The organism is Rathayibacter agropyri (assembly GCF_013249015.1).
Classification (GTDB): Bacteria; Actinomycetota; Actinomycetes; order Actinomycetales; family Microbacteriaceae; genus Rathayibacter; species Rathayibacter agropyri.
In genome coordinates, this window is the sequence record NZ_JABRPL010000003.1 from 41,175 (window position 1) to 58,366 (window position 17,192).

Below are 17,192 nucleotides of genomic sequence, written 5' to 3' on the forward strand. Positions count from 1 at the left end.
CGCTGTCCGCGCCGAGTACCTAGCCTGGGACGATGCTGCTGACATCACCCCGACGCGTGACCTCTGTGCGACACGACGTCGAGGGGGTCGAGTTGCGCACCCTCGCCGGTGGACGCGCCGACGCCCAGCGCACGTTCGTCCTGATCCACGGCATCGGGATGTCGCACCACACCTTTTCCCCCCTCGCGGCGGCGCTGGGCCGGCACAGCCGGGTGATCGGAGTCGACCTCGCCGGTTTCGGGGCGAACCGCCGGCCACAGCAGCGGGTCGGGATCGAGGATCATGCCCGGCAGGTCGAGCAAGCGCTGATCGAGCGTGGCGTCACCCGGGCGGTCGTGGTAGGGCACTCGATGGGGACGCAGGTGGCCGTCGAGCTCGCCCTGCGCGCTCCGAATCTCATCGACGGAGCGGTCCTGATCGGGCCCGTCGTCGACCCATTGAGGCCCGGCTCCCTGCGCCAAGGGCTCGCTCTCCTGCGCGACTGCCTCGGCGAGCCGGTCGGCGTCGATGCGATCGTGCTCGCCGACTACCTGCGCGGCGGACTGCGCTGGTACCTCCGTCAGCTGCCCGAGATGCTGCACTACCCGATCCAACTGCGGCTCGCCGCTCTCGCCCAGCCGGTCCTGATCGTGCGCGGGCGCGACGACCCGATTGCGACCCGAGACTGGTGCGAGAGCCTCCTCGCCGACGCCGAGCGGGGGCGCCTCGTCGAGTTGGCGGCGTCCCGCCACGTAGTGCCGCGCACCGAGCCCGAAGCTCTGGCACACGAGATCCTCCGCTTCGCCGCCGCGCTCGGCGAGGCGCCCACTCCGCTGCCTGCACCCCGCCAGGCGGAGTCAGCCGCATGAAGCGGCTCCGAAGCCTGCTGCGCACTGCCACCTGGTGGTCTCAGGACTACGCCTACGCCGTCGCCTGGCAGATGCGCGGCGTCCTCTCCCGCCGGGCGCCGGACGACTACCTCGACGGCGACCGTCGGCCGGTCGTCGTCCTGCCCGGCATCTGGGAGACGTGGTCGTTCCTGCGTCCGATCATCGATCCGCTGCACGCGCGCGGCCACCCGCTGCACGTTCTCACGAGCCTTGGCCGCAACGGTCGGCCCGTCGCCCGCACCGCGGAGGATGTGGCCGCCTACCTCGCTGAGCATGATCTCCGCGAGGTGGTGATCGTTGCGCACAGCAAGGGCGGCCTGATCGGCAAATACGTGATGACCGAACTCGACCCCGACAGCCGCGTCGATCGGATGGTCGCCGTGTCGACGCCGTTCGGCGGCTCCCGCTACGCGCCCTACCTGGTCCTGCGGAGCCTCCGGGCCTTTTCCCCTCGGGATGCGACGACGCTGCTGCTCACCGGCCGCGCGGGCGCAAACGCCCGCATCACCTCGGTATTCGGGCTCTTCGATCCGCACATCCCCGACGGCAGCATGCTCGAGGGCGCGGTCAATGTGCGGATCGAGACCGGCGGCCACTTCCGAATACTCGGCAATCCCGAGACCCGGGCCGCAGTAGAGGACGCGGTCACGGCCGAGGAGCACCCGCCCCCCGTCCGCGAGGACCGCACCATCCTGTAGCAACCCGCCGCACGGACACGCAAACCCCTGGCGCTGGGCGGCGCGGAGGTCGAGCGTGGGGGAATGGCCTCCTCCCGCACGACCGGACCAACCGAACTCCTCCTGGTGCGCCACGGCGAGAGTCGGGCCAACATTGCGGCGAGCGCCGCCGAGGCGGAGGGAGCCCACGAGATCGTGGTCGATCGGCGCGACGCCGACGTCGACCTCTCTCCCGCGGGCGAGGAGCAGGCCCGGGCCCTCGGCCACTGGCTGGCAGGCGAGGCGAGGCCCGCCTCAGCCTGGACCTCGCCCTTCCGCCGCGCCTCCTCGACCGCGCGTCTCGCCTTCGCGGAGGCCGGGATCGACCTGCCGCTGCACAGCGACGAGCGCCTGCGCGATCGCGACCTCGGCGTCACCGATCGCCTTACCTCCGCGGGCCTGCGCGCCCGCCTACCCGACGAGGCGGCTCGTCGCGAGTGGCTCGGGAAGTTCTACTACCGGCCGCCGGGCGGCGAGGCGTGGACGGATCTTGCGCTGCGGGTCCGCTCGTTCCTGGACCATCTCGACGCCGCCGCGCCTCACGGTCCAGCCGTGCTGTTCTGTCACGACGCGGTCGTGCTCATCATCCGCTACGTCTGCGAGAGGCTCTCGGAGCACGAGCTGCTCGACATCGGCGCTTCGACCCCGGTCGCGAATGCGTCCATCACCCGCCTCGTCCGCGAGGGTGATGGCTGGAGCCTCGCGCTGTTCAACCACACCGCGCACCTCGAGCGCTCCGGCGCTCCCGTCACCCGGCACGATAACCGCGACGCCGGAGAAGGAGATCCCTATGAGTGAGGTCATCGATCGCGCCCTGCTCGACCGGCGCTGGCCCCTGCCCGCACCCGGCGGCTCGAAGCATGCCCGCGGCGACGTCGTCGTCATCGGAGGCGCTCGTAAGACTCCAGGAGCCGCGATCCTCGCGGGGGTCGCCGCCCTGCGCACCGGGGCTGGTCGCATCACGCTCTGCGTCGCAGAGTCGGTCGCCCCGGCCGCGGCCGTCGCTCTGCCGGAGTGCGGCGTCGTGCCGCTCCCTGAGACCCGCGGCGGCTCAATCTCGGGCCGCGGACTGGAGGCGCTGGCCGGCGAACTCGCCTCGGCCGATGTCGCGCTCGTCGGTCCGGGCCTGGATGATCCGCGAGCGACCGCCGCGACCCTGCGGGCGCTCGCCCCCCTCCTTGACGACGTGCCAGCGGTGCACCTCGACGCCTTCCCACTCGGCGTACTCCCTGGGCAGCGCCGGGTAGCCCGACGTCTGGCTGGGCGGCTCCTCCTCACGCCGAACACGGAGGAGGCGGCTCGGCTGCTTGGCGCGGAGGTCGACGATGTAAAGCGCGCCGCGCTGGCGATCGCCGCACGCTACGACGCGATAGTGAGCCTGTTCAACACGATCGCCTCGCCGGACGGCGACGTCGTACGAGTCGAGGGCGAGCATCCGGGGCTGGCGACCGCGGGCAGCGGAGATGTTTTGGCGGGAGCGACGGCTGGCCTTCGTGGCCGCGGTGTCGACCCGATGGGTGCCGCTGCCTGGGGCGCCTACCTGCACACGGAGGCTGACACCGTCCTCACAGGACGGCTCGGCCCGGCGGGCTATCTTGCCCGCGAGATCGCCGGCGAGTTCCCGGCCGTGCTCGCGCGGTGAGCGCCGGATCAGCTCCGGGAGCGATCCCCGGGCGCCGCGGTGTCAGTGCACCACGTCGGCGACCGAGAACGCGACGCCCGGGGTGATGAGGATCGACGTCTCGTACGGCTCACCCTCGCCCTGGTTGACCGTGATCCAGCGCGGTGCGGAGCCATCGAGCGCGCGATCGATGCTCGCACGCACCTCCGCAGCGGTCGTCTCGCTAAGGCTGAACGCCACCCCGCCGTAGGTTATCTCGACGCGCTTCATAGGGTTCCCTCGTCGGTGTGGCGGACGGCGCCGTGCGGCTCCTCGCTGATCCGCAGACCGTGAGCGGTGTGCGAATCGGCCAGCAGTTGGCGGATCCAGTCGGGGTTGATGACCGGAGCCCTGCCGCCGTGGTACTTGAACCGCAGCGGGATCGCGGGGTGCAGCCAGATCGAGGTCCGTCCATCCCCCACCGCCTGCGAGTCCTTCCAGGAGAAGTAGAACGACTCGTTGCGCGCGAGCTTGGACCCGATCACGATCTGCAGGTGCGCCAGCAGCCGGTCGTCGAAGTCCGCCTCGAGGGTCGAGTCGTAGATCAGTCGCCCCATGAGTCCGTTCTCCGTTCGGGAAGTCGCGTGATCACCGGGGGATCCGCGGGCTCGTCGGTATCGATCTTACCGAGGCCTGTCCCAGGTACGGTGGCGTCCGCTCATCCCGTGCTTGCGGCGGCCTGGCCGCCCGATCCGGACGTGGAAAAGAGCTCCTGCTCGCTGTCAGCGGGCGGGAGCTCTTCTCACCGGCGTTCTCGGTCGTGTGAGCGGGGCCTCACGGCGACTCAAGCGACGGCGAGCGCCGCGACCGGTGAGACCGTCGTCGCCCGACGCGCAGGCACCACAGCCGAGACGATCGTGATCACCGTGCTGACCAGGAGCACGCCGACCAAGATCGGCACGGGGATCGTCGGCGGCACCAAACCGGCACCGGGAATCGACGCGAAGAGCGAGACCGCCCCGCACCAGCCATACGCGATGCCCAGCACCACGCCGAGCACTATCGCCGCGACGATCATCTGAGCCGCCTCAAGCACCACCATCGCGCGCACCTGCGAGCCGGTGAACCCGAGAGCGCGGAGGAGCCCCAACTCGCGGCGGCGCTGCAGCACGCTCAGCGAGAGCGTGTTGACGATACCTACTGCGGCGAGGAGGACCGAGAATCCGAGCAGGACGGTCATTATCGCCGTGGTCACCGAGATGATCTGCTCGAACGCGGCGAACTGCTCCGGGCTCATTGCGTCGACGCGCTGCATGATCGAGCTGAACGTCGCGGTGCCGACCGCGAACATCGTGACCAGGGCCACTCCGATCACCAGGCCCACGACGGCGCGGGCGCTCCGGGCGGGATTGCGGATCGCGTTGGCGGAGGCGAGCCTCGCCACCGGACCACCGCCGAAGACACGACCGACCAGCGCCGTCAGCGGCGGGAGCAGCACGGGCGCCCCGAGGATGACTCCGGTGAACGAGACCATGCCGCCGAGCAGACCCAGCAGGACACCACTCGGAGCATGCAGGCCCACGACCACTCCGCCGGCGAGCAGGAGCCCGCCGATCACGACGAGCACGATCGCGAACACGTTGCGGACGGTGCGGCCACGCAGCTCCTCGTAACGCGGCTCGGCCGAGGAGCCAGCGGCCTCGGCAGGAGCCACGACGAGGACGCGGCGCGAGCCGGCCCACGACGCGATCACCGTCGAGGCGATTACCGCCAACAGAGGCACCACGAGGCCGGGCGTCACGAGCGGGTACTCGAAGCGGCTCATCATGCCGTTATTCATCGCCAACTCCGTACCGAGCGCGACCAGGGCGATACCGACCACCAGCCCGATCGCCGCACCCAGCAGACCCTGACGGAACCCGGTGCGCACGACCTCGCCGCGCAACGACCGGCCCGAGGCGCCGAGCAGTCGCAACAGCGCGATTTCACGGGTGCGTCCGGCGATCACCGTCGAGACGGCGTTGGCCGTGACGATCCCGCCCACGTACACCGCGATACCAAAGAAGAGGGCCCCGACCATCGACAGCGTCATCGAGACCGTACCGACATTTTCGAGTCCGCTCGCCGCGATCGCCGCGGACATCACGGCGACGACCTGCACCAGCAGGGTGCCGAACATGGCTGAGAGCGCGGCGAGGGTGACGATCGCGCCGCCACCCTGGCTCGAGCCGGTGTTCACGCGGCTCATGCCACTCCCTCCATCGCAAGCATGGCGCGCGAGATCTCCTCGGCGCTCATTCCACGGCGGTCATCGACGAGAGCCCCGTCGCGGAGGAACAGGATGCGGTCGGCGTACGCCGCGGCAATCGGGTCGTGGGTCACCATTGCGATCGACTGCCCGTACTCGCGGGTGGAGGCGCGCAGCAGAGCAAGCACCTCCCGACCAGTGCGGGAGTCGAGGTTGCCTGTCGGCTCGTCGGCGAAGATGAGCTGCGGGCGGGTGGCGAGCGCTCGAGCGATCGCGACCCGCTGCTGCTGTCCGCCCGAGAGCTCGTACGGACGGTGGGTGAGACGTTCGCGGAGGCCGAGGGAGTCGATCAGGCGGGCGATCCACTCCTCCTCCTCGGCGGTGACGGCGCGGCCGTCGAGCTGGAAGGGGAGACGGATGTTCCCGCGGACATCGAGCGTGGGAACCAGGTTGAAGGCCTGAAAGACGAAGCCGACGCTGCGCCGACGGAGCACGGTAAGTTCGGCGTCACTCATCGCAGTGATCTCGGCGTCGCCGAGGAACACGCGCCCGGCTGAGGCGGTGTCGAGCCCCGCCAGCACGTGCATGAGGGTGGACTTGCCGGATCCGCTCGGACCCATGACCGCGGTGAACTCACCGCGCGCGATCGAAAGCGTGATGTCGTCGAGGGCGACGACGGGCGGAGTGCTGCCGTAGAGCTTGCGCACGCCCTCGACGCGCGCGACGACGGAGGAGGTCTGGTTCTGCATGTCCTTGACGCTACGGAGCCCGTCGTGTCGCCGTCGTCGTCCGCGGGTGGCGTGAGTGTCATCCCTCCGAAGGACACTGCGTCGTCCGCGCAGCATCAGATCAGCGCGGTCGGAGGCCTGCCCGACGGAGGGTGAGAGCTGCAAGGGCCGCGGTCGCCGCGGGATCACCGCGACGCCAGGCGGGAACCGCGTCAGGATGCGCAGCCAAGATCTCGCGCGGCGTCGCCTGGGTGAGCGCGCGGAGGGCCAGCAGCTCGGAGCCGGTGACGGTCGACCCCAGCGTTCGGAGTTCGGCGGTGCGCCGGGCGAAACGCAGCCGAGGTCGCAGCCAGAGGACGGCGAGCAGTAGGAGCGGCAGCCCCGCCACGGAGACTCCGGCGACCACCGCCAGGGCGCCGGCGAGCTGCTGCTGGTCGCGGCCCGCGGCCGCCAGCATCGAACCGGCACCACTCGCCTCATCGAAGGGGGCGCGCACCGCGTCGCCGAGGAGCGGGATGCCACCGAGCGTGGTGCCGGCGTCGCTCATTGTCGAACCGAAGCCGCTACCGGCGCTCTCGAGTCGCCGCCCGATCTCGGCGAGGCCGGCGATCAGCGAGCCGACAGCGAGCCCGGCGGCGATCGCCACCACGGCGACTCCGATCGAGAGGGCATCCGCCACGATCTGCCGCGCACGGACGGCCGGAAGGTCGGCGTAGATCTGCATGCGCCGATTATCCGGCGCCCAAGACGGCATTGCTGTTCATAACTCAGGAAAAAGTCGATTTAGCGCCGCGGGACCCGCATGATTGCGTGCGCGCAACGTCGTTCATCCTGAATTGTGAACTCCACCGACCGCCCCGCGGGTCGGACGTCCCTCCACAGGGTCGCCGAGCGGTCCGATTGCTCCGTTCCTGGCCGTCTCCCACTCCTCGCACCGCCGCCGGCGGCCACGCTCGCAGGATGGATTTCGGAACTGAGCTGGCTCGCCGCGGCGGCACCGTCTCGCGCTCGACGCTGATCGCGGCGGGCGCGACCGGCCGCGACCTGACTCGCGCGGTCCAGGACGGTCGGCTCGTCCGCGGCCGCCGCGGCTGGTACGCCTCCCCGAACCTCCCGCCCGAGGTCCTCACCGCCTTCCGCATCGGCGGACGCCTCGCCGCGACCGACGCCGCCCGCTCCCACGGCCTTTGGGTCTTGCGCTCACCGCAGCTTCACGTGCACGTCGATCCCCACGCTGCCCGCATGGCCGTCCCCCGCGGCGTCCGCCTGCACTGGGATGCCACGCACCCGAGCGACGAACCCCTGCGCGTCTCCCCCACCCACGCGCTGCTCCAGCTCGGTCGCGTCGTCGGCGACGAGGACCTGCTCGTCGCCCTCGAGTCCGCCCTTGAGAAGCGGATCCTCGGCCCCGACGACCTCGCCGATCTGCGCTCCGCCTGCCCGCAGCGGCTGCACGCGCTCTTCGCCTTCGCCCGAGACGACTCCCAGAGCGGAGTCGAGACCCTGACCCGTTGGCGCCTGCATCTCATCGGCATCGTCGCCCTCGCCCAGGTTCACCTGCCCGGGGTGGGCCGGGTCGACCTGCTGATCGGCCGGAGCCTGGTGATCGAGCTCGACGGTCGGTCCACGCACGAGTTTGAGAATGATCGCCGCCGTGACCTGCACGCCACCGCGGACGGCTACGTGACCCTCCGTTTCTCAGCGACGCAGATACTCACCCGCTGGCCGGACGTGGAGCGCGCGATTCGCGCCGCGATCGCCCGCGGCCTGCACCTGCTGTGAGGGCCTCAGAGCAGGTCGTGCAGCACGACGACCTGCTCGCGCTCGGGCCCGACACCGATCGCCGAGAACCGCGCGCCGCTCATCGCCTCGAGCGCGCGGACGTAGTCCTGCGCCGTCTGCGGCAGGTCCGAGAATTCGCGGCACCCCGAGATGTCTTCCTGCCAGCCGGGGAACTCCTCGTAGATCGGCTTCGCGTGGTGGAAGTCACTCTGCGAGACCGGGACCTCATCGTGGCGCACGCCATCGACGTCGTAGGCGACGCAGACGGGGATCGTCTCAAGGCCCGAGAGCACGTCGAGCTTGGTGAGCACGAAGTCGGTGACCCCGTTGATCCGGGCGGAGTAGCGGGCGATGGGTGCGTCGTACCAGCCGCAGCGCCGCGGGCGGCCGGTGGTGGTGCCGAATTCGAAACCTTGCTTGCGGAGGTACTCGCCCCACTCGTCAAAGAGCTCGGTGGGGAACGGGCCGGCGCCGACGCGCGTCGTGTAGGCCTTGATGACGGCGATGACCCGGTCGATGCGGTTCGGTGCGACTCCGGAGCCGGTGGCCGCGCCGCCGGAGGTGGCGTTGGAGGAGGTGACGAACGGGTAGGTGCCGTGGTCGACGTCGAGCATCGTGGCCTGGCCCGCCTCGAAGAGCACGGTCTTGCCGGCGTCGAGGGCCTGCGCAAGGACGAGCGAGGTGTCCGCGACCATCGGGCGCAGGCGCTCGGTGTACTGCAACAGGTCTTCGAGCACCTGCTCGACCAGGATCGCGCGGCGGTTGTAGACCTTCACCAGCAGGTGGTTCTTCTGGTCGAGCGCGCCCTCGACCTTCTGGCGAAGGATGTTCTCGTCGAACAGGTCCTGGATGCGGATGCCGACGCGGTTGATCTTGTCTGCGTAAGCCGGGCCGATCCCGCGGCCGGTCGTGCCGATCTGCCGCTTGCCGAGGAAGCGCTCCGTCACCTTGTCGAGGGTGCGGTGGTAGCTGGTGATGACGTGCGCGTTGGCACTGACGAGCAGCTTCGACACATCGACGCCGCGGGCGCTCAGCGCCTCGAGTTCGTGGAACAGCACCTCGATGTCAACGACGACACCGTTCGCAATAACGGGCACGACGCCGGGGGTGAGGATTCCCGAGGGGAGCAGGTGCAGGGCGTACTTCTCGTCGCCGACGACGACGGTGTGCCCGGCGTTGTTGCCGCCGTTGAACTTGACGACGTAGTCGACGCGGCTGCCGAGGAGGTCGGTCGCGCGTCCCTTGCCCTCGTCGCCCCACTGGGCGCCGGTGATGACGATTGCTGGCATGGCGTGTCCTTCTCGACGGGGAGGGGGCGTACGGCTCGGAGCAGACTCCGCCGGGCTGCGGCGATTCGGCGCGACAGTCGGTGCCGCATCCGCGCGTTCAGCCGCTCGATTCTAGCGGAGGGGCGCGACGGCCGCCCGGGTTTGAGCGACCACCGCAACCGCATCGCCGAGCGATGCTCTCCATCCCGACACACGCAATTCACACACGCCGCATAGATTCGAAGTCGCTCACAAACCGCTCATCATGCGAACAGGACAACGATGCGCACACTCCGCGCTGCACGCCTCCTCGCCGTCGTCGCGCTCGGGGCCGCCACCGCCGCTCCCGTCGCGTCGGCCGCGACCCTCGACGACGGCGTCGAGCTCACCCTGGTGTCGACGACCGACACGCACGGGCACGTCTACGACTGGGACTACTTCGCAAACGCGCCCTACCCGGCCGCCGGCACGCTGGGGCTCACTCGCGTCGCGACCGAAGTCGACCGTCTCCGCGCCGAGAAGGGCGAGGAGTCCGTGCTCGTCATGGACAACGGCGACGCGATCCAGGGCACGCCGCTCACCTACTACTACGGCCTCGGCGACGGCGCCGCGGGCGTCCTCTCCGGCGAGACGACGCATCCGATGGCCACCGCCTTCAACACCATCGGCTACGACGCGCAGGTCGTCGGCAACCACGAATACAACTACGGGCTCGACATGCTCGGCGCCTACGAGGGTGATCTGAACGCCCCGCTACTCGGCGCGAACGTGATAAACGTCGCCACGGGCGAGCCTTACCACGACCCCTACACGCTGATCGAGCGCGAAATCGACGGCACGACGGTCACCGTCGGCGTGCTCGGCCTCGTGACCCCCGGCGTGCGCGTCTGGGACAAGCAGTACGTCGACGGCGTCCTGGAGTTCCAGGACATGGTCGCCGCCGCGAAGCAGTGGGTCCCGATTGTCCAGGAGCAGGCCGACGTGGTCGTCGTCCTCGCGCACACCGGCCAGGGCACAGTCCCTGACGCGGAGTACGACCCGGCCGATCTCAACGAGGACGTCGTGAACAACATCGCGACGCAGGTCCCCGGGATCGACGTGGTCGTCGCAGGCCACAGCCATAAGGACGTCCCCGAGACGCTCTTCACCAACGTCGTCGGCGAGCAGGTGCTCGTCACCCAGCCGAAGTTCTGGGCGCAGGGCCTCACCGAGGTCACTCTGAACGTGGTTCCGGATGCCGCGGGCGGCCTCAACGTCGACTGGTCCGCCGGCAACGCCCCGGTCGCGAAGCCCGTCTACGCGACGGACATCGCCGACGAGTCGACCGCGATGGTCGACGCTCTCGCCGAGCAGCACGCCACCACGATCGACTACGTGAACACCCCCGTCGCGGAGTCGGTGGAGGAGCTCTCGGCCGAGACATCGCGCTACGAGGACACCCCGGTTATCGACTTCATCAACACCGTGCAGGCCGAGACCGTCGAGACGGCGCTCGAGGGCACGGAGTGGGCCGACCTCCCGGTGATCTCGCAGGCCTCTCCGTTCTCACGCACCGCCGTGTTCCCGAAGGGGCAGGTCACCATCCGCGACATCGCCGGCCTGTACATCTACGAGAACACCCTGCGCGGAGTCGAACTGACCGGGGCCGAGGTGCGCGAGTACCTCGAGTTCTCGGCGCGCTACTTCACGCAGACCGCCGAGGGCGCCGTGTTCGACCCCGCGACGGGCACCAACGCGAGAACCCAGGACCGCCCAGACGGCATCCCGGACTACAACTACGACGCGATCTCGGGCCTGGACTACGTGATCGACGTCTCGCAGCCCGCCGGCTCGCGCATCCGCGGCCTCTCGCACTCCGATGGCACCCCGGTCGCCGACGACGAGCGCTTCGTAATGGCGGTCAACAACTACCGTCAGAGCGGAGGAGGCGCCTACCCGGCCGTCGCGCAGGCCCCCCTCGTCTACGACGAGCGCCTCGAGATTCGCCAGTTGCTGATCGACTGGTCGAGCGCCCGCGGAGTCATCGACCAGGCCGACTTCTTCGACCCGAACTGGACGCTGACGACGGAGCCCGCCGCGGACACTCCGGCGCCGACCGAGCCCGTCACCCCGACCGAGCAGCCCACCGTCGCTCCGTCGCCGCAGCTCACCGCCGCGGCGGTTCCCGTCGCCGGCGGCGCCGGTCCGCGCTCGCTCGCGAACACCGGCTCCGACGCGGCCGGCCTCGTGGGCGGCGCGCTGGTGTTGCTGCTCTCGGGCCTCGCACTGGTGATCATGCGACGGCGCCGCACGGCGTAGCAGGACAGTGGTCGACGGGGTTCCCGCCGGCCGCCGTCCTGCATCCAGGGCGAGGACGGATCAGGCCCGGCGCGCCCGAGCCCGGCGCCGTGCCCGCCACGCCGAGAACGCCCCCGTCGACCACAGCGCCCAGACGACGAGAAGAGGCTGGAAGACGAGCCGCACCGCGCGCGCGGCGTCCGTCTCGAGGCCGAAAGCCGGAGTGCGGGTGACGAGCTGCGAGATGTTCCCCGGGAACACCGCGACGAAGAACGCCGCCACCACGACTCCGAGCACCACCCGCCACCGTGTGAGCAGCGCGAGCGCGAGCCCCAGCACGATCTCGACCACCCCCGACGCGACGACCACGAGGTCGGGGTCGAACGGGAGCCACGGGGGCACCTGCGCCTGGAAGGTCTGCCGCGCGACCGCGAGGTGGCCGATCCCGGCCGTCAGGAGCACGAGGCCCAGGAGGATCCGGGCGAGGGTTCGCGGGAGGCAGCGGCGTCCTCCTCCGGCGAGCGGCGCAGGAGCGGTCATTCCTCCAGTCTGCCCTCGCTGGCGCTGGTCGGACGTGCGTCCCGGCGCCGCACCGTATCCTCGATACCGCCCCGTCCGCAGACCGTGAAACGAGACCCATGAGCACCCTGCCCCGCCTGATGGCCTTCGACCTCGACGACACCCTCGCCGCCTCGAAGTCCCCCGTCGACCCGGCGATGGCCGACCTCTTCGTGAAGCTGCTCCAGGCCACCGAGGTGTGCATCATCTCGGGCGGTCAGATTGGTCAGTTCCGGATGCAGGTACTCGACCGCCTCGAGGGCGCCGACCCCGAGGTCCTCGCGAAGCTGCACCTCATGCCCACCTGCGGCACGCAGTACTACCGCTACGAGAACGGCGACTGGGCGCAGATCTACGCCGAGAACCTCACCGAGGACGAGAAGTCGCGCGCCCTCGCCGCCGTCGAGGAGAAGGCGAAGGAGCTCGGCTACTGGGAGTCCGAGACCTGGGGTCCGATCCTCGAGGACCGCGACTCGCAGATCACCTTTTCGGCCCTCGGCCAGGCCGCGCCCGTCGAGGCGAAGCAGGCGTGGGACCCGGACGGCGAGAAAAAGAACATCCTGCGCGAAGCCGTCCAGGCCGTCCTGCCCGACCTCGAGGTCCGCTCGGGCGGCTCCACCTCGGTCGATATCACCCGCAAGGGCATCGACAAGGCGTACGGGATGAACAAGCTCACCGAGCTGACCGGCATCCCTCTCGAGGACATGATCTTCGTCGGCGACCGACTTGACCCCGACGGCAACGACTACCCCGTCAAGGCGATGGGTGTCGAGTGCTTCGCGGTCGAGGGCTGGCACGACACCGCCGCGTATCTCCGCTCCTACGGCCTATAGCCGCGCCCGCCCTTCTCGCGAAATGTCGCGAGATCGGTCGGGGCGGACGAGATCCCCTGCCGCGGCGGGGGATCTCGTCCGTTTTCCGCCATCTGGCGGGAGGGTTGCCGCGAAAAAGACGGTCAGCGGTCCTTATCCAGTGATCCCGAGGCGGTTCCGTCGAGGGCGAGGCGGAGGCGGCGCGGCAGCTTCGCGACGATGATCGCGTGCGATTCCGCGATCAGTTCGAGCACCAGTCCCGGCTCGACGATCCCACCCGTGTCGACCGTGACCCAGTGCCGCTTGTTCAGGTGGTACCCGGGCTCGACGCCATCGACTCCGGCAACGAGGTGCACCACGTTCTCCGGCAGCGCCTTAACGCTGACGACAGGCCGCCCGAACCGCACCCCCTCCAACGCGAACACCTTCCCGCCGACTTTCCACACGCGGGTCCCCTCCCCGAACGGAAACCCCGCCTCCGCCCCCGGAAGCTCTTCGAGGAACCCCTCGACCACCCCGTCGCCCATCCCCCCATCCTGCCGCACCGGCCCACCCCACCACGGCCCCACAGGCTCGCCCCGCAGCACGGCCCCACCCTCGCCCTGCTCGTGCGCCCAACGCACGGCCCCTGCTCGTGCGCCCAGCGCACGGCCCCACCTCCCTCTCCCACAGGGTGGACTGATCGTCGTCCGGGTGCGGTGATCGCAAGGCGGAGGAGGGAGTCGTAGCGGCGCTACGACGACCGACGACAACGCCGCGAGCACCGTACCCGGGCGACGATCAGTCGGCGCCGAGGATGACTATGGAGGCGGTCGGGGGCAACGCGTCTTCGTGGTATCGCTCGATCTGTTCGATGGCGGCGGGGTCGGCCTGCTCGAGGAATTGGGTGAGGCGGGTGACTTCCTCCGTCTCACCGATGGAGTCAGCGGCGCGTCGGAGGGCGTAGAGCGAGAGGAGGAAGCCGCGGTTGGGGCCGTGGCGCCAGGGGATGGGGCCTTGGCCGCGCCAGCCGGCGGCGCGGAGCATGTCGAGGCCTCGGTGGTAGCCGACGCGCGCGTAGGCGTAGGAGGGGAGGGCCGCGTCGATCCCCCAGACGCTGTCGGCGAGGAGCGCCCAGGCCAGCGGTGAGCGCGGGTGGGCGGCGGCGAGGGCGGCGAACTCGACGGCTCCCGGGTTCGCGTGCTTCGCGAGGGCAGCGGTGACCGCGGGCTCGTCCGGGAGGAGGGTCGGTTCGGGGCCTAGCAGGTTCTCGCCAGTCATGATCCCCAGGCTATCCCGCTCCTGCCCGTCCATGTCTGGAAGCGTGCACCTGGGTGCGCGGCACTCGCTCCTCCACAGGTGGCCTCGTGGACCGTTCCGGGGGTTGCACCGCGACTTCCCGCGCCACGGCGGGGGCCCGCCGATAGCATCGACCCATGGCGACTAACCGCAGTGACGTCGAGGCTTGGCTCACGGATATGGATGGCGTGCTGGTGCACGAGAATCAGGCGCTCCCTGGCGCGCCGGAGCTGATCCAGGAGTGGACCGACTCGGGTACGCCGTTCCTCGTGCTCACCAACAATTCGATTTTCACGCCGCGTGATCTCGCGGCGCGTCTGCGTGGCTCCGGATTGCATGTGCCGGAGGAGCGGATCTGGACGAGCGCGCTCGCCACTGCCGATTTCTGCGCCTCGCAGATCCCCGGGGGCAGTGCATTCGTGATCGGCGAGGCGGGGATCACCACCGCGCTGCACGAGGTCGGCTTCATCATGACCGAGACGTCGCCCGACTATGTCGTCGTCGGCGAGACACGCAATTACAGCTTCGAGGCGATCACGAAGGCGATCCGCCTGATCGTGGCCGGTGCGCGTTTTATCGTCACCAATCCTGATGCGACCGGCCCCAGCGCTGAGGGGGTCCTGCCCGCGACGGGCGCGATCGCCGCGCTCATCACGAAGGCCACGGGCAAGGATCCTTACGTCGTCGGCAAGCCAAATCCGATGATGTTCCGCTCCGCCATGAACAAGATCGGTGCGCACAGTGAGAACACGGGGATGATCGGCGATCGGATGGACACCGACATCGTCGCCGGGATCGAGGCGGGTCTCCATACGATCCTCGTGATGACCGGGATCAGCGACGAGGCCGAGATCGAGCGTTACCCGTTCCGTCCGGACGAGGTGCTGAGCGGCGTGCACGAACTGCTGTCGGCCGAGCCGCTCGAGTCGGAATTTCCGCCGGAGTCCACGGCCTGACGACCGGACGGGTCGCGGTCGGGTTCGGGCGGACGGGGCCGGAGGCGGGCGCCCGTACCGATTCGGAAGCACTCACACACTCGGGCGTGCTCGGAATATCAGGCTTGCTCAGAAGCGGACGTGCTGCAGCACCCAGGCATGCATCGCGACGGCCGCCGCGGCCGAGGCGTTGATCGAGCGGGTCGAGCCGAACTGCGAGATCTCGAGCACCGCGTCGGAGGCGTCGAGCGCCTCCTCCGAGAGCCCCGGGCCCTCCTGCCCGAACAGCAGAAGGCAACGTTCGGGCAGCGCGAAAGTCTCGAGCGGCACACAGCCGGGAACATTGTCGATCGCGATCAGCGGCACCTCCGCCGTGGCCGCCCACTGCACCAGCTCGGCCACGGTCTCGTGGTGCTGCACGTGCTGGTAGCGGTCCGTGACCATGGCGCCGCGCTTGTTCCACCGTCGCCGGCCGACGATGTGCACGCCCTCGGCGCCAAAGGCGTTGGCGCTGCGCACGATCGAGCCGATGTTCATGTCGTGCTGCCAGTTCTCAATCGCCACGTGGAACGGATGCCGGGTGCGGTCCAGTTCCGCGACGATGGCCTCCATCCGCCAGTAGCGGAAGCGATCAATCACGTTGCGGGCGTCGCCGCGCTCGAGCAGCTCCGGGTCCAGGCGCTCGTCATCGGGCCAGTCGCCTTCCCACGGGCCGACGCCGTGGGTCGTGAGTTCGACGGAGGCGGTGGGTCCCGCCGCGGTAGTCGCCTCGTTCTCGTGCACGATCGGCAACCCTACAAGCCGCGGGTCCGGGCCGACGGTGCGACCTGGTCAGCCAGCGGGGGTCCCGGCGAGGGAACCGGTTAGCTCACCACCGCCCGCGCGGTCAACGAAGCAGTAGTAGCTGCGCTCCCCGGCGTCCCACTGCTCCTGCGTGACCGGGAAAGTGCCGGACACCTGCACGTCGCCGTAGGTCCCGGCAGCGGCGACATCGACCACGCCCTGCGCCTGGCACAGCGACGAGACCGAGACGGCGAGCGCCTCCTGCCCGGGGAAGGAAGGATCAGGCAACTCGGCCGTCGCCACGAGCTGCGCGGCGTGCGCAACGGCGCAGTCGACGACCGTGAACTCCTCTGCCCAGACAGAGTCGAAGGGCTGCACGCACTCGCCGCCAAGCAGAGCATTCCAGGCCCAGGTGCCCGCGGGCAGCGGGCCGACGCCGGGGAGGGAGGCGGTCGGAGCGGGCGAGGGAACGCCGTCGGCGCTCGACGTGCCGGCCAGTGCTCCCTGCTCGGCGGACGCGCCGGTGGAGCCTACGGCGGTGCCGATCGCGAACAGAATGGCAAGCAGGATCACGGTTCCCAGGGCGATCAGGCCGATCAGCAGACGGCGGCGGCTCAGAGTGCGCCAGCTGGGAAACCGGGCAGCGGCAGGCGCCGACCCGCGGGAGTCGGCACCGGAGCGATCGGGACGCCGCCCCCGAGGACCGCGGGACGCGCGCGACGACGCGGAGTTCACGTGCGAGACGGCAGGGGCGGTCGTGAACGGTGGTGCTGGAGAAGCGGCCGGCTCGGCTGGAGGAGTGGGCGGCTGAGCTGGCGGCTCAGCGGTCGGCTGAGCGATCGGCTCGGCGGTCGGCTCGAGGTTCCAGGCGTAGGCGCCGGCGGTCTCGCGCCACAGCTCCTCGTCTCCGCCATCGTCCTCGGGATTGTCGCGCGAAGCGACGACCTCCTCCCACACGGGCGGCTCGTCCCACTGTCCCCGCGGATCAGGCCACTGGTAGACCGCTGCGGGAGCCGGTTCCCGAGGGGTCGGCGGCATCGCTCCATCGGGTCGCCCGTCGCTCGGCTCCGAGAACGGCTCCGGAGGCGGGGTGCGCGCATCCTGGAGGGCGGCGGGTGCCGTCGGCAGATCAACGGGCGGCTGCGCCGCGGGCAGGAACGGGCGAGAGGGATCCGGATCGGACGCGGGCTCGGGGTGGACGACGTCGGAGGCGTGGTCCTCCTTGGCGGGGAGCGGCGTCGCGTCGTGATCGGCGGGCTGCTGCTCCGAGGGGTCGGGCCCTGCTGGCGCGGAGTGGCCAGGCTCGCTCCGGACGTCGTCGCTCGGGGCCTCGTCGCT

Annotated in this window: 18 protein-coding genes and 1 pseudogene; 8 read left to right on the top strand and 11 right to left on the bottom strand. The window is 70.1% G+C overall.

Going from position 1 to position 17,192, the window contains the following annotated elements; genetic code table 11:
* Positions 1-32: 32 nt before the first annotated feature.
* The 4 genes from HRF29_RS08905 (at position 33) to HRF29_RS08920 (ending at position 3,227) form a co-directional block, all read left to right on the top strand.
* On the top strand, positions 33-848 hold the full coding sequence (locus HRF29_RS08905; protein ID WP_173247948.1) for an alpha/beta fold hydrolase: 816 nt from the start codon (positions 33-35) through the stop codon (positions 846-848).
* Positions 845-1,567 (top strand): esterase/lipase family protein, encoded by a 723-nt coding sequence (locus tag HRF29_RS08910; RefSeq protein WP_246226909.1) that lies wholly within the window; start codon positions 845-847, stop codon positions 1,565-1,567. Before HRF29_RS08905 ends, HRF29_RS08910 begins: the two co-directional genes overlap by 4 nt.
* Before the next feature lie 63 nt (positions 1,568-1,630).
* Positions 1,631-2,383 (top strand): histidine phosphatase family protein, encoded by a 753-nt coding sequence (locus HRF29_RS08915; protein ID WP_173247950.1) that lies wholly within the window; start codon positions 1,631-1,633, stop codon positions 2,381-2,383.
* A complete protein-coding gene (locus HRF29_RS08920; RefSeq protein WP_173247953.1) occupies positions 2,376-3,227 on the top strand; it encodes an ADP-dependent NAD(P)H-hydrate dehydratase in 852 nt (283 codons plus the stop codon). The genes HRF29_RS08915 and HRF29_RS08920 overlap by 8 nt, the downstream gene beginning before the upstream one ends.
* Positions 3,228-3,269: 42 nt before the next feature.
* Here the strand turns inward: HRF29_RS08920 and HRF29_RS08925 are convergent, their stop codons facing one another.
* The 5 genes from HRF29_RS08925 to HRF29_RS08945 form a co-directional block, all read right to left on the bottom strand.
* On the bottom strand, positions 3,270-3,476 hold the full coding sequence (locus HRF29_RS08925; protein WP_173247956.1) for a hypothetical protein: 207 nt from the start codon (positions 3,474-3,476) through the stop codon (positions 3,270-3,272).
* Entirely contained in the window at positions 3,473-3,802 is a 330-nt protein-coding gene (locus HRF29_RS08930) for a DUF7882 family protein (protein ID WP_173247959.1), read from the bottom strand. The genes HRF29_RS08925 and HRF29_RS08930 overlap by 4 nt, the downstream gene beginning before the upstream one ends.
* 227 nt (positions 3,803-4,029) lie before the next feature.
* A complete protein-coding gene (locus HRF29_RS08935; protein WP_173247967.1) occupies positions 4,030-5,433 on the bottom strand; it encodes an ABC transporter permease in 1,404 nt (467 codons plus the stop codon).
* Positions 5,430-6,182, bottom strand: a complete 753-nt coding sequence (locus tag HRF29_RS08940; RefSeq protein WP_173247969.1) for an ABC transporter ATP-binding protein — start codon at positions 6,180-6,182, stop codon at positions 5,430-5,432. The genes HRF29_RS08935 and HRF29_RS08940 overlap by 4 nt, the downstream gene beginning before the upstream one ends.
* A 100-nt stretch (positions 6,183-6,282) precedes the next feature.
* Positions 6,283-6,885: a hypothetical protein gene (locus HRF29_RS08945; protein WP_173247970.1), complete on the bottom strand. Its 603-nt coding sequence runs from the start codon at positions 6,883-6,885 to the stop codon at positions 6,283-6,285.
* A gap of 236 nt (positions 6,886-7,121) precedes the next feature.
* Here HRF29_RS08945 and HRF29_RS08950 point away from each other — a divergent pair, with 236 nt between their 5' ends.
* Positions 7,122-7,943: a type IV toxin-antitoxin system AbiEi family antitoxin domain-containing protein gene (locus HRF29_RS08950; RefSeq protein ID WP_173247972.1), complete on the top strand. Its 822-nt coding sequence runs from the start codon at positions 7,122-7,124 to the stop codon at positions 7,941-7,943.
* A gap of 5 nt (positions 7,944-7,948) precedes the next feature.
* Here HRF29_RS08950 and HRF29_RS08955 read toward each other — a convergent pair whose 3' ends face one another.
* The gene (locus HRF29_RS08955) at positions 7,949-9,232 is read right to left on the bottom strand and encodes an adenylosuccinate synthase (RefSeq protein ID WP_173247974.1); all 1,284 of its coding nucleotides are present in this window, start codon (positions 9,230-9,232) and stop codon (positions 7,949-7,951) included.
* A gap of 261 nt (positions 9,233-9,493) precedes the next feature.
* On the opposite strand from HRF29_RS08955, the gene HRF29_RS08960 reads away from it, so the two are divergent.
* Entirely contained in the window at positions 9,494-11,509 is a 2,016-nt protein-coding gene (locus tag HRF29_RS08960; protein ID WP_173247976.1) for a bifunctional metallophosphatase/5'-nucleotidase, read from the top strand.
* Between the two features lie 60 nt (positions 11,510-11,569).
* Here the strand turns inward: HRF29_RS08960 and HRF29_RS08965 are convergent, their stop codons facing one another.
* Positions 11,570-12,028, bottom strand: a complete 459-nt coding sequence (locus tag HRF29_RS08965) for a DoxX family protein (RefSeq protein ID WP_173247978.1) — start codon at positions 12,026-12,028, stop codon at positions 11,570-11,572.
* Between the two features lie 98 nt (positions 12,029-12,126).
* On the opposite strand from HRF29_RS08965, the gene HRF29_RS08970 reads away from it, so the two are divergent.
* Complete coding sequence (locus HRF29_RS08970; RefSeq protein ID WP_173247980.1) at positions 12,127-12,879, top strand: HAD-IIB family hydrolase; 753 nt, start codon at positions 12,127-12,129, stop codon at positions 12,877-12,879.
* Between the two features lie 122 nt (positions 12,880-13,001).
* On the opposite strand, the gene HRF29_RS08975 is transcribed toward HRF29_RS08970, so the two are convergent.
* Positions 13,002-13,481, bottom strand: a complete 480-nt coding sequence (locus HRF29_RS08975) for an MmcQ/YjbR family DNA-binding protein (RefSeq protein WP_222929629.1) — start codon at positions 13,479-13,481, stop codon at positions 13,002-13,004.
* 157 nt (positions 13,482-13,638) lie between these two features.
* Entirely contained in the window at positions 13,639-14,118 is a 480-nt protein-coding gene (locus tag HRF29_RS08980; RefSeq protein ID WP_173247982.1) for a DUF3151 domain-containing protein, read from the bottom strand.
* A 155-nt stretch (positions 14,119-14,273) separates the two neighbouring features.
* On the opposite strand from HRF29_RS08980, the gene HRF29_RS08985 reads away from it, so the two are divergent.
* Positions 14,274-15,092, top strand: coding sequence for an HAD-IIA family hydrolase (locus HRF29_RS08985; RefSeq protein WP_173247984.1), 819 nt, complete (start codon positions 14,274-14,276; stop codon positions 15,090-15,092).
* Between the two features lie 108 nt (positions 15,093-15,200).
* On the opposite strand, the gene HRF29_RS08990 is transcribed toward HRF29_RS08985, so the two are convergent.
* Together HRF29_RS08990 and HRF29_RS08995 are read right to left on the bottom strand one after the other, a co-directional pair.
* The gene (locus HRF29_RS08990) at positions 15,201-15,854 is read right to left on the bottom strand and encodes a TrmH family RNA methyltransferase (RefSeq protein ID WP_173247987.1); all 654 of its coding nucleotides are present in this window, start codon (positions 15,852-15,854) and stop codon (positions 15,201-15,203) included.
* 48 nt (positions 15,855-15,902) lie between these two features.
* A pseudogene (locus tag HRF29_RS08995) lies at positions 15,903-17,192 on the bottom strand (septum formation family protein); the annotation flags it as partial.